Source organism: Lutibacter profundi (genome assembly GCF_001543325.1).
GTDB classification, from domain to species: Bacteria; Bacteroidota; Bacteroidia; order Flavobacteriales; family Flavobacteriaceae; genus Lutibacter; species Lutibacter profundi.
Genome location: NZ_CP013355.1, coordinates 1,720,212 through 1,735,582, shown reverse-complemented (window position 1 = coordinate 1,735,582; position 15,371 = coordinate 1,720,212). Strand labels below are relative to the sequence as shown.

The 15,371-nt window shown below is 30.2% G+C and carries 12 protein-coding genes; 4 read left to right on the top strand and 8 right to left on the bottom strand.

Going from position 1 to position 15,371, the window contains the following annotated elements:
- Positions 1-20: 20 nt before the first annotated feature.
- The gene (mutS, locus tag Lupro_RS07715; protein WP_068208260.1) at positions 21-2,633 is read right to left on the bottom strand and encodes a DNA mismatch repair protein MutS; all 2,613 of its coding nucleotides are present in this window, start codon (positions 2,631-2,633) and stop codon (positions 21-23) included.
- Positions 2,634-2,695: 62 nt separating this feature from the next.
- Between mutS and Lupro_RS07710 the strand changes: the two genes are divergently transcribed.
- Positions 2,696-3,226: an RNA methyltransferase gene (locus Lupro_RS07710; protein ID WP_068208257.1), complete on the top strand. Its 531-nt coding sequence runs from the start codon at positions 2,696-2,698 to the stop codon at positions 3,224-3,226.
- Here Lupro_RS07710 and mgtE read toward each other — a convergent pair.
- From mgtE to Lupro_RS07690, 4 genes are read right to left on the bottom strand one after another with little or no spacing between them, the layout of a single operon-like run.
- The gene (gene mgtE, locus Lupro_RS07705) at positions 3,223-4,575 is read right to left on the bottom strand and encodes a magnesium transporter (RefSeq protein WP_068208255.1); all 1,353 of its coding nucleotides are present in this window, start codon (positions 4,573-4,575) and stop codon (positions 3,223-3,225) included. The two genes, Lupro_RS07710 and mgtE, sit on opposite strands and share 4 nt — an antisense overlap.
- Positions 4,565-5,341, bottom strand: coding sequence for a 16S rRNA (adenine(1518)-N(6)/adenine(1519)-N(6))-dimethyltransferase RsmA (gene rsmA, locus Lupro_RS07700; protein ID WP_068208252.1), 777 nt, complete (start codon positions 5,339-5,341; stop codon positions 4,565-4,567). The genes mgtE and rsmA overlap by 11 nt, the downstream gene beginning before the upstream one ends.
- A gap of 3 nt (positions 5,342-5,344) precedes the next feature.
- Positions 5,345-5,677: a DUF4286 family protein gene (locus Lupro_RS07695; protein ID WP_068208248.1), complete on the bottom strand. Its 333-nt coding sequence runs from the start codon at positions 5,675-5,677 to the stop codon at positions 5,345-5,347.
- A gap of 24 nt (positions 5,678-5,701) precedes the next feature.
- A complete protein-coding gene (locus Lupro_RS07690; protein ID WP_068208246.1) occupies positions 5,702-7,477 on the bottom strand; it encodes a tetratricopeptide repeat protein in 1,776 nt (591 codons plus the stop codon).
- A 136-nt stretch (positions 7,478-7,613) separates the two neighbouring features.
- Between Lupro_RS07690 and Lupro_RS13595 the strand changes: the two genes are divergently transcribed.
- Positions 7,614-7,757 carry a hypothetical protein gene (locus Lupro_RS13595; protein ID WP_169792339.1) on the top strand — a complete coding sequence of 48 codons (144 nt, stop codon included), beginning with the start codon at positions 7,614-7,616 and terminating at the stop codon, positions 7,755-7,757.
- Here Lupro_RS13595 and serS read toward each other — a convergent pair.
- Genes serS through Lupro_RS07675 form a run of 3 tightly spaced genes read right to left on the bottom strand, consistent with a single transcriptional unit; the run spans position 7,750 to position 10,578 of the window.
- Positions 7,750-9,024, bottom strand: coding sequence for a serine--tRNA ligase (serS, locus tag Lupro_RS07685; RefSeq protein ID WP_068208243.1), 1,275 nt, complete (start codon positions 9,022-9,024; stop codon positions 7,750-7,752). The genes Lupro_RS13595 and serS overlap by 8 nt on opposite strands.
- Positions 9,025-9,078: 54 nt before the next feature.
- Complete coding sequence (locus tag Lupro_RS07680; RefSeq protein ID WP_068208240.1) at positions 9,079-9,618, bottom strand: hypothetical protein; 540 nt, start codon at positions 9,616-9,618, stop codon at positions 9,079-9,081.
- Positions 9,619-9,636: 18 nt separating this feature from the next.
- A complete protein-coding gene (locus Lupro_RS07675; RefSeq protein WP_068208237.1) occupies positions 9,637-10,578 on the bottom strand; it encodes a bifunctional riboflavin kinase/FAD synthetase in 942 nt (313 codons plus the stop codon).
- 143 nt (positions 10,579-10,721) lie between these two features.
- On the opposite strand from Lupro_RS07675, the gene Lupro_RS07670 reads away from it, so the two are divergent.
- Positions 10,722-14,642 carry a reprolysin-like metallopeptidase gene (locus Lupro_RS07670; protein WP_068208232.1) on the top strand — a complete coding sequence of 1,307 codons (3,921 nt, stop codon included), beginning with the start codon at positions 10,722-10,724 and terminating at the stop codon, positions 14,640-14,642.
- A gap of 2 nt (positions 14,643-14,644) precedes the next feature.
- Positions 14,645-15,343, top strand: coding sequence for a fibronectin type III domain-containing protein (locus Lupro_RS07665; protein ID WP_068208228.1), 699 nt, complete (start codon positions 14,645-14,647; stop codon positions 15,341-15,343).
- Positions 15,344-15,371 lie beyond the last annotated feature (28 nt).

The window sequence follows — 15,371 nt, the reverse complement described above, 5'->3', positions numbered from 1 at the left end:
ACTATAGAAAATGGCTAGTGCTATATTTTGTTTTTACTCAACATTCTTTTAATCTCATTCAATTTCATTAACGCTTCAATTGGTGTAAGTGTATCAATATTGGTAGAGAGAATTTCTTCCTTAATATCTTCTAACAAAGGGTCATCTAACTTAAAAAAGCTCAATTGCATATCGTTTTCTGAAGCATTTTTTAAGGTTTCTTTTACATTTTCATTTGTATGATTTTTTTCTAACTGTTTTAGCATTTTACTTGCTCTATGAATAACAGCTGTTGGCATTCCGGCTAATTTAGCAACGTAAATTCCAAAACTGTGCTCACTTCCGCCAGGAACTAATTTTCGAAGAAAAATTACTTTATCTTTTAGTTCTTTAACTGAAACATTAAAATTTTTAATACGCTTAAATGTACTCGTCATATCATTTAACTCGTGATAATGTGTAGCAAATAATGTTTTTGCTTTTGAAGGATGCTCGTGTAAATATTCAGCAATAGCCCAAGCAATTGAAATACCGTCATACGTACTTGTACCCCTTCCAATTTCATCCAAAAGCACTAAACTTCTTTCGGAAATATTATTTAAAATGTTGGCAGTTTCATTCATTTCTACCATAAACGTAGATTCACCCATAGAAATATTATCACTAGCTCCAACTCTAGTAAAAATTTTGTCAACAATACCAATTCTAGCATTTTGGGCAGGTACATAACTTCCCATTTGCGCCAATAAAACAATTAATGCTGTTTGGCGTAAAATAGCAGATTTACCACTCATATTTGGACCGGTAATCATAATTATTTGTTGTAAATTTCTATTTAAAACAACATCGTTTGCAATATATTCTTCACCAATTGGTAATTGTTTTTCAATTACAGGATGCCTACCATTTTTAATTTCTAAATTGGTACTTTCATCTAACTGTGGCCGTATATAATTATATTGTTTGGCAATTTTAGCAAAAGAGATTAAACAATCAATTTGTGCAATTAATTGCGCATTGAGTTGAATAGGTTCAATATAATTTAGCAATGAACTAACCAGTTGTGTAAAAAGATTATTTTCAAGTGTTGCAATTTTTTCTTCTGCACCTAAAATTTTAGTTTCATATTCTTTTAATTCTTCAGTAATATAGCGTTCAGCGCTTACTAATGTTTGTTTTCGAACCCATTCTTCTGGAACTTTATCTTTATGGGTATTTCTAACTTCAATATAATACCCAAAAACATTGTTAAAGGCTATTTTTAAAGACGAAATACCTGTGCGTTCAATTTCTCTAGAAACCATACCTTCTAGATATGTTTTTCCAGAGGTTGAAATAGCTCTTAGCTCATCCAACTCAACTGAAACACCACTTGCAATAGTATTCCCTTTGTTAATATTAACAGGGGCATCTTCATTTAAAGTTTTACTTATTTTTTCACGTAGTGAGGTGCAACTTTGTAATTGTTCTCCAATAACTTTTAACGATTCATTATTACTTATTAAGGCAGCTTTTTTTATAGGAATTATGGCATTTAATGAATTTTTAAGCAATACTACTTCTCTAGGATTTATTTTGCCAGTTGCTACTTTAGACACGAATCGTTCAATATCACTTATTTGTTTTATTTGTGAGGTTGAAAGATCAAAAAAAGTAGCATTATCAATAAAATATTTTACAATATCATGCCTTTTTTTAATACTATTTATGTCTTTAAGAGGTAAGGCAAGCCATCTTTTTAACAATCTTCCACCCATTGGAGAAATGGTTTTGTCAATAACATCTAAAAGCGTTACGGCATTATCAGAAGTAGCGTTATATAATTCTAAATTACGGATGGTAAAACGATCCATCCAAACATAATTATCTTCCAAAACACGCTTAATTACAGCAATATGATTTAAATTGTTGTGTTGTGTTTCAGATAAATAGTGAAGTGCAACACCAGAGGCAATAATAGCTTCGTTTAAAGTATTAATACCAAACCCTTTTAGTGTTTTTACGTTGAAATGATTGGTTAGTGTTTCCAAAGCATATTCAGATTGAAAAATCCAATCTTCTAAATAAAAAGTATAAAATTGATGACCAAATAGTTCTAAAAACTGGGATTTAAATTGTTTTTGAACCAATACTTCACTTGGATTGAAATTTTGGAGTAGTTTATCAATGTATTCACTATTTCCCTGTGCAGTTAAAAACTCACCTGTAGAAACGTCTAAAAATGAGATACCAAAATGTTTTTTTCCAAAATGAATGGCAGCTAAAAAATTATTGGTTTTTGCTTGTAAAACTTCATCGTTTAAAGAAACACCTGGAGTTATCAATTCTGTAACACCACGTTTTACAATAGTTTTTGTCATTTTTGGGTCTTCTAACTGATCACAAATGGCAACACGCATTCCTGCTTTTACCAATTTAGGTAAATAGGTGTTTAATGAATGATGAGGAAAACCAGCCAATGCTGTTTCGGTTTCACTTCCAGCACCTCGTTTGGTTAAAATAATACCTAAAACTTTAGCCGCTTTTTTGGCATCTTCACCAAAGGTTTCATAAAAATCACCCACTCTAAACAATAACATTGCATCAGGATATTTCATCTTAATAGCATTGTATTGTTTCATTAAAGGAGTGACTTTCTTGGTTTTCGCTGCCAATTTTTGAGAATTTAGATTAGTTTTGCGAAGTTAATTATTCCGTTTTAAAGATAAACGAATTTATGAGAAAATTAAAAAATAGTGAGTTAGGAAGATTGAACGTTGAAGAATTTAAAAAAAAGGAGAAGACACCTATTATTGTTATTCTTGACAATATAAGAAGCTTGAATAATATAGGTTCGGTTTTTAGAACAAGTGATGCTTTTTTAATTGAGAAAATATATTTGTGCGGAATTACGGCAAAACCACCTCATAAAGAAATTCATAAAACAGCTTTAGGGTCAACAGAAACAGTAGATTGGGAATATGTAACAGATACTTTAACGCTGATAAAAAAACTACAAAATAAAGGAGTAATTATTGCATCTATTGAACAAGCTAACCATAGCACAACGTTACCAGATTTTAATATTGAAGAGAATCAAAAATATGCGGTTGTTTTTGGAAATGAAGTTAAAGGGGTTCAACAGGAAGTAGTTTCAGCCTCAAATTATTGTATTGAAATTCCACAGTTTGGAACAAAACACTCATTAAATATAGCTGTTAGTACAGGTATTGTACTTTGGGACTTATTTAAGAAAATAAAATTTTAAAAGCCTAAAATCATTTTTGCAATCATAAAATAAATTAAAATACCAAAAACATCATTACTGGTAGTTATAAAAGGACCTGTAGCAACAGCAGGATCTATCCCTTGTTTTTCTAAAAATACGGGAATAAATGTACCTATGAGAGCGGCCATTATAATTACAGTAATTAAAGCAACACAAACGGTTATTGAAATTAAAAATGAAGTGTGAAATGCAAAATGGCTGATTAAAATTACTACACTGGCAATAACAAGACCATTAATTAAACCCAATAAAAACTCTTTAAAAATACGATTTGCCATTTCTCCTTTCATGGTATTATTTGCCAATGCCTGTACAACTATTGCAGATGATTGTACCCCAACATTACCAGCTGTAGCTTGAATTAAAGGAATAAAAATTAACAATACTGGAAATTTTAAAAAAGCCCCTTGAAAACCATTTATAATACTTGCGGCACCTAACCCTCCAAACATACCTATAAGTAGCCAAGGTAAACGAGCCTTTGTTAATTTCCAAATACTATCATCGGCTTCAACATCTTGCGTAATACCTGCTGCTAGTTGGTAATCTTTTTCGGCCTCTTCTTTTATTACATCAACAATATCATCAATAGTAATTCTTCCAACCAAACGCCCTAATTCATCTACAACAGGAATGGCTTCTAAATCATATTTTTGCATAATTCTTGCTACGTCTTCAGCTTTGTCATTTACATTTACGGCATCAACCTTTTTAATAAGTACATCTTTAATGGCTGTTTTGGTTGAGGTTGTTAGTAAATCTTTTAAAGAAAGTCTACCTTTTAAAATATCGTTATCATCAACTACATAAATAGAGTGAACTCTGGTAACTTCTTCGGCCTGTTTACGCATTTCTTTAACACATGTAAGTACATTCCAGTTTTCGTTTACTTTCACTAGCTCTTTGGCCATTAAACCACCGGCGGTATCTTCATCATAACGTAAAAGTTCAATAATATCCTTTGCGTGTTCTTCATCTTCAATGTGAGAAATTACCTCTTTCTTTTGTTCTTCAGAAAGTTCTGCAATAATATCAGTTGCATCATCAGTGTCTAATTCTTCAATTTCTTCAGCAATTTCTTTTGAAGAAAGCCTTTTTAATATTTTTTCACGATCATCTTCATCAAGTTCTGCAATTACTTCAGAAGTAACATCACTATCTAATAACTTTATTAAATAAATGGCTTCTTTTGTATCTAATTCTTCAATAATTTCAGCAACATCAGCGTAGTGCAAATCTTCTAATAAATTTAAAAGTGCGGTGTTTTTATTTTCAGCAATTAATTGTTGAATTTGTTGAATGTATTCTTTTGTAATTTCAAACTGCATCTTTTTCTATTTTAGAAGTAAGATTTATGAATTCTTGAACTGATAATTGTTCTGGGCGTTTTGCAAAGATACTATCTTCCCTTAAATTATTTGATAAATTCATGATTTTTAAACTATTACGAAGTGTTTTTCTACGTTGTTGAAAAGCAGTTTTTACAACGCGGTAAAATAATTTTTCATTTACAGGAAGTATATAATTTTCTTTTCTAGTAAGTCTAATAACTCCCGAATCTACTTTTGGTGGCGGATTAAAAACAGTTGGAGGAACGGTAAACAAGTATTCAACATTATAAAATGCTTGTGTAAGCACCGATAAAATTCCGTATACTTTACTTCCTTCTTTTTCTGCAATTCTTTTGGCTACTTCTTTTTGAAACATCCCTGAAAATTCGGGGATTTGGTGTTTGTTTTCTAAGGTTTTAAAAACTATTTGGGTAGAAATATTATAAGGGAAATTACCAATAATAGCAACTTGATTATTTCCAAAATATTCAAACAAATTTATTTTTAAAAAATTGTTTAAAATAATTCTATTGGTTAAATTTAAATAATGAGCTTTTAAATATTCAACAGATTCTGTATCAATTTCTATAACGTGAGTTGTGAATTTTTTTTGAAGTAAATATTTGGTTAAAACACCCATTCCTGGGCCTATTTCTAATACTTTTTCATATCCTTTTCCGGTTAAACTATCTGCTATTTGTTGTGCAATAAGTTCATCTTTTAAAAAATGTTGACCAAGGTGTTTTTTTGCTTTTACACTCATAAATTAATTTTTTATACTCATGCTAAATTGTTCACTTATTACTTTTAACTCAGTTCTAAAAATAACTATTTTATTACCAAAAAGAGAGAATGCTTCCTTGCGTAATTGAGATGCATTTTCTTTATAATATTTTTGTAACGTTTCAAAATTATCAGTTGTATACTGTACGGAATAGGTAATACCTCCCATTTCCTCTTGAATCATAACTTGACTCATTTTAGCATTGCTAAATTTTCCTGTTGCAAGCATATTAGGAATATGCTTTTCTTTCATCCATTTTAACCATTCATTTTTAATAGATTCATCAATATTTGTTGTAACGTTATAGATATACATAGTTTTATTGAATAATTAATATTATTAATTTATGAGGTCTCCCCTTAATTTTCTGTATTTTTTGCGAGCATCAACTAAATAAATACTAGAGGGAAATTCAAAGATAATTTTTTGATAATATTCTTTAGCTTTTTCAAGATTGTTTAATTTATTCAAGTACAATTCTGCCAAAAAATAAACAGTATCATCAACTAAAATATCATCTTTATTTAAACTTATAATTTGTAAATAATTGTTTGCTGCTTTTTCAAACTCATTTAATTTTTCATAAAGTTTAGCTTGTTTAAACAGTGCTTCATCTTCAATTGGATGTCCTTTGTAATTTTCTAGAATTACTTGTAAGGTATCTATTGCTTGTTGATTTTTTTGTTGATATGAAAGTAAATCTGCAATTGCATATTTTTTTAGTGCAATTTTCAAACTGTCTTTTACAGTATTATCAGTTATCAAGAGATTTAAATCTAGCGCATCATTTGCAATGAGTTGTGATGTAGAATTTTTTAATATTTTTAATTGCGATTGAGCCCAATCAAAATCACCTTTAAAATAGGAAGTTTGTGCAATTTTAAATCGTGCTGCTTGTCCGATAGGATGATTTTTTAAATTATTTTGAACCTGAGTATAATAGATTAAAGCGCTATTAAATTTATTAGTGTATACTAAAATATCAGCTAATGTTGTTTTTATTTTGCCTTTTTGAAATTTATTTATGGGTAATTTTAATACCTCATTTAAGATTGAAATGGCTTTTTCTGGCTCGGTTTTTTTAAAGGCTAAAAATTCAGCATATTTAACTTGTATGTTTGCGGTTTCACTGTTTTTGCCATATTGGTTAAATAGTTGTTGAAATTTAGTTTCAATAATTTCAATTGTTGTATTTGTTTTAATGTCAATTTCTAATAAATATAATTTTGAAATTAATTCAATCTCTAAATCATTTGTGTGTTCTATAACATAATTAAAGCATTTTATGGAAGTTTCATAGCTGTTATTTTGAAATGAAATTTTACCAATTTCAATAATGTTTTGTAGGCTGCCTAAATTTCTTTTATAGAGTGCTTTTTCTTGTATTAGCGCTTTATTATAATTTTTTTGTTGTATAAAAAGCCAACTCAATAATTTGTTCCAGCTAATTTTCGGGTTGTTTTGTAAACGTTTAAGCACTATTTTTTTTAGTAAAACATTGTATTTGTTATGAGCGTCATTGGTAATAAATTTACCTATATAATTCTTTGCAATTGGTAGGTAATTATTGTTGTTAGCAATTAAATCCAAATACGTATTAAACATATTTTCTATCTCTGCTTTTTCACCATAAATAGCAGCTATTTGAAAATAATAATTTAATGAAGGGTTTAATTTCATAGCCTTTTTGTAGGAAAGTAAAGCGTAGTTTAGCAAATTACTCTTTTGAAAAGTTTTTCCAATTAAGTAACCTGTAGATGGTTTTTTTTCAATTGCTTTTAGTGCTTTTTGATAGTTTAAAGTTGCCTTTTCTTGTAGATGTTGTAATTGGTAATTATACCCTAATTTAATGTATAAATATTCTTGGTTTGGGAATTTTTTTAATTGATTGTTTACAATGATTTTTACTTCTTCAAATTTTTCTAATTGTTGATAGCAATCAATTAAATAGTTAGTATAGCTAGTGTTGTATGGGTGTTTTTTGTGTAAAACTTTATAAAAAGATGCTGCTTTTTCATAATTACCATTTCTAAAATATTGCAATGCAAGTTGCTGTTCTTGAGCATAAAACTGCAAAGAAAAACAACAGAATAATATCAATAATAATTTATGCATTTACTCTTTTTAACTAAGCCAAAGATAACCAAACAAGTGTTAAAGTTTTGATAAAATGAACTTATTCTTAAACAAGTTTTGTAACATTTTGGCACGGAAGTTGTCTACATAAAAACAAACAACTAAATTTTACACAATGAAAGAACTAATTAGACAATACGAAATAGCAAAAATAAAAGCACTAAAGTTTATGAATAAAGGGCAATTAAACGCTTATTTTGAAGCTTTGATTGAAATGAATTATTATAAAAAACTAATGTTAATGGTTAGTGCTAACTAATTATATTAAAACCACAATACGGCACCAAAACATCTGGGATTTTAATTCCTTCAGGTGTTTGATAGTTTTCTAATAAGCCAGCTAAAATACGAGGCAAGGCTAGCGAGCTTCCATTGAGTGTATGTGCCAATTCACTTTTACCTTTACTGTTTTTAAAACGAAGTTTTAATCGGTTTGCTTGAAATGTTTCAAAGTTTGAAACAGAACTCACTTCTAACCAACGATCTTGTGCTGTTGAAAATACTTCAAAATCATAAGTTAATGCAGAAGTAAATCCAATATCTCCACCACATAAGCGTAAAATTCTATAAGGTAATTTTAATTCTTTCAAAATACCTTTTACGTGATTTACCATGCTGTCTAAAGCTGCATAAGAATTACTAGGATGCTCAATTCTTACAATTTCAACTTTATCAAATTGATGCAGTCTATTTAACCCTCGAACATGGGCTCCATATGATCCTGCTTCACGTCTAAAACAAGGTGTATAAGCAGTTTTACAAATTGGAAATTCATCTTCTTTCAAAATAACATCTCTAAAAATATTAGTAACAGGAACTTCAGCAGTAGGAATTAAATATAAATTATCTTGTGCATCATGATACATTTGTCCTTCTTTATCAGGTAATTGCCCTGTTCCAAAACCCGATGCTTCATTAACTAAATAGGGTACTTGAACTTCATCGTATCCAGCATTTGTATTTTTATCTAAAAAATAATTAATTAAAGCTCGTTGTAATTTTGCCCCTTTTCCTTTGTAAACAGGAAAACCTGCACCAGTAATTTTATTTCCAAGCTCAAAATCTATAATGTCATATTTTTTTGCAAGTTCCCAATGTGGTAAAGCTCCTTTGTGTAATTTAGGAATTTCTCCTTCTTGAAAAGTTGTTTCATTATCTTCTTCCGACGTTCCTCCAGGAACAATTTTATTTGGAATATTAGGAATTAAGTATAATAATTCTTGTAGTTCAGTTGCTTTATTTTGTAAATTTTCTGTTAACTCTTTTGATTTTTCTTTTAACAGAATAGTTTTTTGCTTTAAAATTTCTGCTTTTTGACGTTCGCCAGACTTGAATAATAGTCCAATATCTTTCGATAATTTGTTTGATTCAGCCAAAATAGCATCTAATTCTGTTTGAATAGTCCTTCTTTCTTCATCAGCCAAAATAGTGCTATCAACTAACTCTTCGGCATTTTTTAAATTTCTTTTTGCTAAACCTTCTAAAACAATCTCTTTGTTTTCCCTAATAAACGCTACTTGTAACATTGTTCCTTTTCCTTTAATTGAAAAGCAAATTTAATAAATTGAAGTTAAAAGGAACTAATTAGTGCCATTTGATTTTAAATAAATAGTTTCATTTATTTTTGAAATAATTTGAGGAACTTTATTTATGGTAAACTCAAAATTAATTTTCATTGTTTTTCTGTCGATTTTGACAATTTTAAATATTCCGTTTTTAATAGGGTAATAACCCGTTTCTCCTTTGCAATAGCACAAACGTCCAAAATGTAGTTTTATAGTTTGCAGATTTTTGTTATTTAAAGAAAGTTCGGAGATTGTTTTATCTAACTCAGCATATACAATTTCTGTGTAATTACTGTCTTGTGTTTTAGAAACCGGATTTTTTTTGTAGGTGTACTTTAATATTGTTTTTTCGCCTTCTGAAATTACGGGATATAAATTACCAAACTCATCTTCCATAAATATCAATGATTTGTTTGGAATTAACTCTAAAAAACACACTCCATTATTGGGGCAATTCTCAGCAGATACAATAATAGGTTCATTCACTTGGTATGTTTTTTGAGTTGGTTTACAAGAGATAAATAATATAATAATTATAGGTAAAATACTTTTCATAAATTTAATTTACAACAATTAATAATCAAAAAGTAAGCCGTTAATATATTTTAAAGATTTTTGTTTGTCTTTTTGTAATTGAGTTTTTAAATTTTCAATCGATTTAAAATTTTGTTCATTTCTTAAAAACTTCAGAACCTCTATTTGAATTTTAGCGCCGTACAAATTTTTATTAAAATCAAAAAAATGAATTTCAATAGTTTGGTGTTTGCCACTAACAGTAGGTCTATATCCTATATTCATCATTCCAAAAACGGTATTGTTTTCAATTTCAGATTTAACAATGTATGCACCTGTTTTAGGTATTAATTTATAGGTTTCACAAATACTTAAATTAGCCGTAGGAAATTTTATTTTTTCGCCTAAATTTCTTCCTTTAACCACTTTGCCAGTTAACATAAAATTGTAACCTAAATAGTTATTTGCCTTCTCTATTTCACCTTTTTCAATAGCTTTCCTTATTTTAGTTGAGCTTACTGTTATAGAATCAACATTAAGTTGTGATATTTCTTCTACAGTAAAATTAAATTGTTGTCCATATTCTTTTAAATGGCTAAAATCACCCTCTCTATTTTTTCCGAATTGATGATCATATCCAATTATTAATTTTGAGATATTTAAGGTGTCTACTAAAATATTTTTCACAAAATTTAGTGCCGTTTTATTTGCATATTCTTTTGTAAATTTTTGGATGATTAAAAATTCTAGATCTGTTTTTTTTAATAACTCAATTCGTTCATCAATAGTATTAATTAATTTAATTTCTTTATCCTTCTCTAAAACCATTCTTGGATGAGGGAAAAAAGTTAATAGTAAGGGTGTTGCATTATTAATTTTAGCACTTTCTACTAAATTTTTTAGTACTTTTTGATGGCCAATATGTACACCATCAAAAGTGCCAATGGTAACAAAAGTTTTTGCTGTTGATTTGTAAGTAGATAAATCGTTAATGATTTCCAAAAGTTAAAATCGTATTAAGTTATTAATGAGTTCTCAAAAATACTTTATTTAATTAAAAAACATTGTTATAAATTTCTATTATATTTGCTTTAACTAAAATATTTTTATATTTGTGAATATATATGCCCCAACTACAGAAATTTATGAAACAACTTTGTAATAAATACTTCGTTTTTACACTTTTTTTATTTTTAATAATTTTCTCAGTATCATCTCAAAACAAAGGTGATTTATGGATTAAGAATACTAAATTAGAAAAAAACACATTCCAAAAAATTAAAAGAAAATCAATTCCTACAGATTTTGAAATATATAATTTAAATTTAAACCTACTTCAAAGGGAGTTAACAAATGCACCTAAAAGAAAAAATAAAATAACAAAATCTAATGTTGTTTTAAGGTTTCCTAATGAAAATGGTGAATTCGTAAAATACCAAATTTTTGAAACTCCTATTTTAGAAGAAGCTCTTCAAAGGAAATACCCTAATATTAAATCTTACATAGGAAAAGGCATTAACAATTCTAACTCTGTTGTTAGATTTAGCGTTACTTCTTTAGGGTTGCATGCGATGGTTTTTCAAAAAACAGGGCAATCAACGTATATTGATCCTTATTCTTCAAATAAAGAATCATATATTTTTTATAAAAAGAAAAGCTTACCACAGGTTGAGCAATTTCAGTGTAGAGTTGAAGAGGTGAAAAACACTACAAAAATTGAACAATCAAATATAACAGCTAAAGCTGAAAATGCGAATGATGGCATTTTAAGAACTTTTAGGTTAGCTATTGCTACAACTGGTGAATATTCTCAATTTCATTTAACAAATCAAGGTATAAGTGCAACTGCAACCGATGCAGAAAAAAAAGGGGCAGTATTATCTGCAATAGTTGCTACAATGACAAGAGTGAACGCTATTTTTGAAAGAGATGTTGCACTAACAATGGTACTTGTAGCAAATAATACAGATATTATATTTTTAGATGCTACTACTGATAGTTTTACAAATGACGATGCCAGTAAATTAATAGACGAAAGCCAAACAGTAATAGATGCTGCTATTGGCACATCAAATTATGATATAGGGCATACTTTTAGCACAGGTGGAGGTGGTTTAGCACAATTAAGATCTCCTTGTACAGATAGTAAAGCTAGAGGAATAACAGGGTCTAGCAACCCTATTGGAGATCCGTATGACATTGATTTTGTAGCTCATGAAATGGGACATCAATTTGGGGCTCATCACACCTTTAATACTGATTCAGGAAATTGTGGCGGTGGCAACAGAAATGATGCAACAGCTGTAGAACCAGGGAGTGGATCAACCATTATGGCTTATGCAGGTATTTGTGCGCCAAATAATGTGCAAAATCTTAGTGATGCCTATTTTCACCTAGTTAGTATTAGAGAAATGTGGGATAATATTACAGCTGGGAATAGTACTTGCGGAGCACAAACTTCTACGGCCAATAATACACCTGTTTTAAACGTGTTAGCGAACTATACAATACCAATTTCTACTCCTTTTGTATTAAATGCAACTGCAACAGACGCTGAAAATGATGCATTAACCTACACTTGGGAGCAATTAGATACGGAAATTACGCTACATCCACTAGAATCTACAGCTATTGGAGGACCCGCTTTTCGATCTGTTATGCCAAGTACTTCTTCAATGCGATTTTTCCCAAATCAAAATACGGTTGTGGCAGGAAATTTATCGTCTACTTGGGAGGTTTTACCTTCGGTTGCAAGAACTATGAGATTTGGAGTAACGGTTAGAGATAATAATGTTGTAGGAGGTCAAACATCAAGTGAAGAAACAACGGTAACTGTTGATGGACTTTCAGGGCCTTTTAAACTAACTTCACAAGCGACTGTAGAAATTTGGGATGCAGGAACAGCACAAACTATTACTTGGGATGTTGCCAACACAAATGTTTCTCCTATAAATTGTACGTTAGTAAATATTCTATTATCTACAGATGGGGGATTTACATATCCTATAACACTAGCTTCAAATGTTGCAAATGATGGCTCTCACGAAATTATCACTCCCAATATTACAACCAATACAGCAAGAATAAAAATTGAAAGTGTTGGTAATATATTTTATACGATGAATGCTGCAGATATTACTGTTCAAGCCTCAGAATTTATCATGAATTTCACTTCAAATAACGTAGCAGTATGTAGCCCAAACAATGCGGTTTATACGTTTACATACAACACTTTTTTAGGATTTAATGAAGAAACTACGTTTTCAGCTTCAAATACACCTGCAGGAACAACAGTTACTTTTAATCCAACTTCTGCAACAGCAGATAATACTACGGTTGAAATGACAATAAGTGGTGTAACGAATACAAATATAGGGAGCCATACTATTTCTGTAACAGGTGTTTCAGCTACTTCTTCAACTACTAAAACAACGGCTGTAACGTTAGATGTTTATTCGTCAACAATTAATGCGCCTATATTAGTATCTCCAGAAAATAATGCTGTAAGTATTTTAAAACCATATATTTTAAATTGGCAAAATGATGTTAACGCCTTAAATTATAGCTTAGAAATTTCAACAGATAATTCATTTACAACAATTATTGAGTCGGCTACAGTTAGTGATAATTTTTATAGTCCTTTACTGCTTCAATTAAACACAAATTATTTTTGGAGGGTTAAATCAATAAACGATTGCAGCGAAAGTGTTTTTTCAAGTGTTTATAATTTTACAACTGCAAATGAAGTTTGTGACTCCTATAATTCAACTGATACACCGTTGGGAATACCCGATAACAATACAATAGGAATAAGTTCAAGAATTAACTTAGTAGCTAATAAAATAATTACAGATGTTAATGTAACGGTTAATATTACGCATCCGTGGATTGGAGATTTAACATTAACTTTAACAAGTCCAAAAGGAACTTCTATAGTTTTAGTCTCTAGTAGAAATGATGAAGGAGATAATTATACAAACACTGTTTTTGATGATGCAGCAACAACGTCAATTACTTCAGGAGTAGCTCCTTTTACAGGAGTGTTTTCACCTCAAGGAAGTTTATCGAGCTTTAACAATGAAGAATCTTATGGAGTGTGGATTTTAAAAGTTGTTGATTCAGGACCTGCAGATGTTGGTCAAATAGAAAGTTGGAGTATTGAAATTTGCGGGGTTCATATACTTACGGATACAGACGGCGATGGTGTATTGGATAATTTAGATTTGTGTCCGAATACACCAACAGGAGAGATTGTTAACTCAGATGGTTGTTCAAACGGACAATTAGACGATGATGGAGATGGAGTTCAAAATAGCAATGATTTATGCCCAAACACCACTCTAGGAGTAACAGTAGATGCTACAGGATGTTTCACCTTACCCGAGGACAATTTTAATGTTCAAGTAATTAGTGAAACCTGTCCAGATAAAAACAATGGACAGTTGGTTATCACAGCTCAAACAGTTCAAAATTATGCCGTAACAATTAATGGTACAGCTTATACTTTTACCGATAGTTTAACCGTTGATAGTTTAGCTCCGGGAATGTATAATTTTTGTATTACCGTTACAGGAGAAACCTATGAGCAGTGTTTTGTTGTGGAAGTTATAGCAGGGGTTACCGTATCGGGAAAATCAAGCGTAAGTTCAAATAGAGCCACCATAGAGATAGCAGAAGGCACGGCACCATTTATTATTTATGTAAATGGGCAAGAGGTATTGGAAACAAACTCACCGGTATTTAATGTTGAAGTAAAACACGGAGATTTATTAGAGGTAAAAACGTCAAAATCTTGTGAGGGGGTTTACAGTAAAACAATAGCATTATTAGAAGGTATTGTTGCATATCCAAATCCAACAAGTGGTGTTTTAGAGATAGCCTTACCAGTTTCACAGAAAGAGGTAACAATAAGTTTGTACAGTATCCATTCACAATTAATATCAAGAAAGGTATATCCAATAATAAATGGAAAAGTACAGTTAAATATCGCAAACAAACCAACAGGGTTGTATATAGTAAAAGTACAATTAGATAAACCAGTAACCCTTAAAATTATAAAACAATAGAAATGAAAAAATTTATATTCACACTTGTATTAGGTACAGTTTTATGGTCTTGTGGCGGAAGCGGAGGAGATACACCACCTCCACCACCTCCTGCAAACAAAGCACCAACAACACCTACATTGGTTTATCCAACAAATAATTTATTGTGTATTAATAATGTGTTGGATTTTAATTGGAATGCCGCAACAGATCCTGAGGGAGATACTATTACTTATCAGGTACAGGTAGCAACAGATGCTAATTTTACACAAATAGTACATACGGTATCTGAAACTAATACACTAAGAACACTTTCTTTAGAAAAAGGGATTGCTTATTATTGGAGAGTAAGGGCTACAGATAGTAAAAATTTATCAAGTGATTACTCAAGTACGAACCAATTCTATACAGAGGGTAATGGTGTTTCAAATTACTTGCCATTTTCACCAGTACTGGTATCACCAAGTTTAAATACAACAGAAACAGGCACAACTACAACATTACAATGGACTGCAAGTGACGTTGATACTTCAGATACCTTAACATACGATGTTTATTTTGATACGGTTAACCCTCCTGTGACAATGGAGTCTTCAAATTTAACTACAAATAGCTTAAATGTAAGTTTAACAGCTTCTACCAATTACTATTGGAAAGTGGTAGTAAAAGATGATAAAGGAGGCCAAACCATTGGGCAAATCTGGAACTTTGTAACCGACTGATAATTATCATATTCTCAAAATAAAAAGT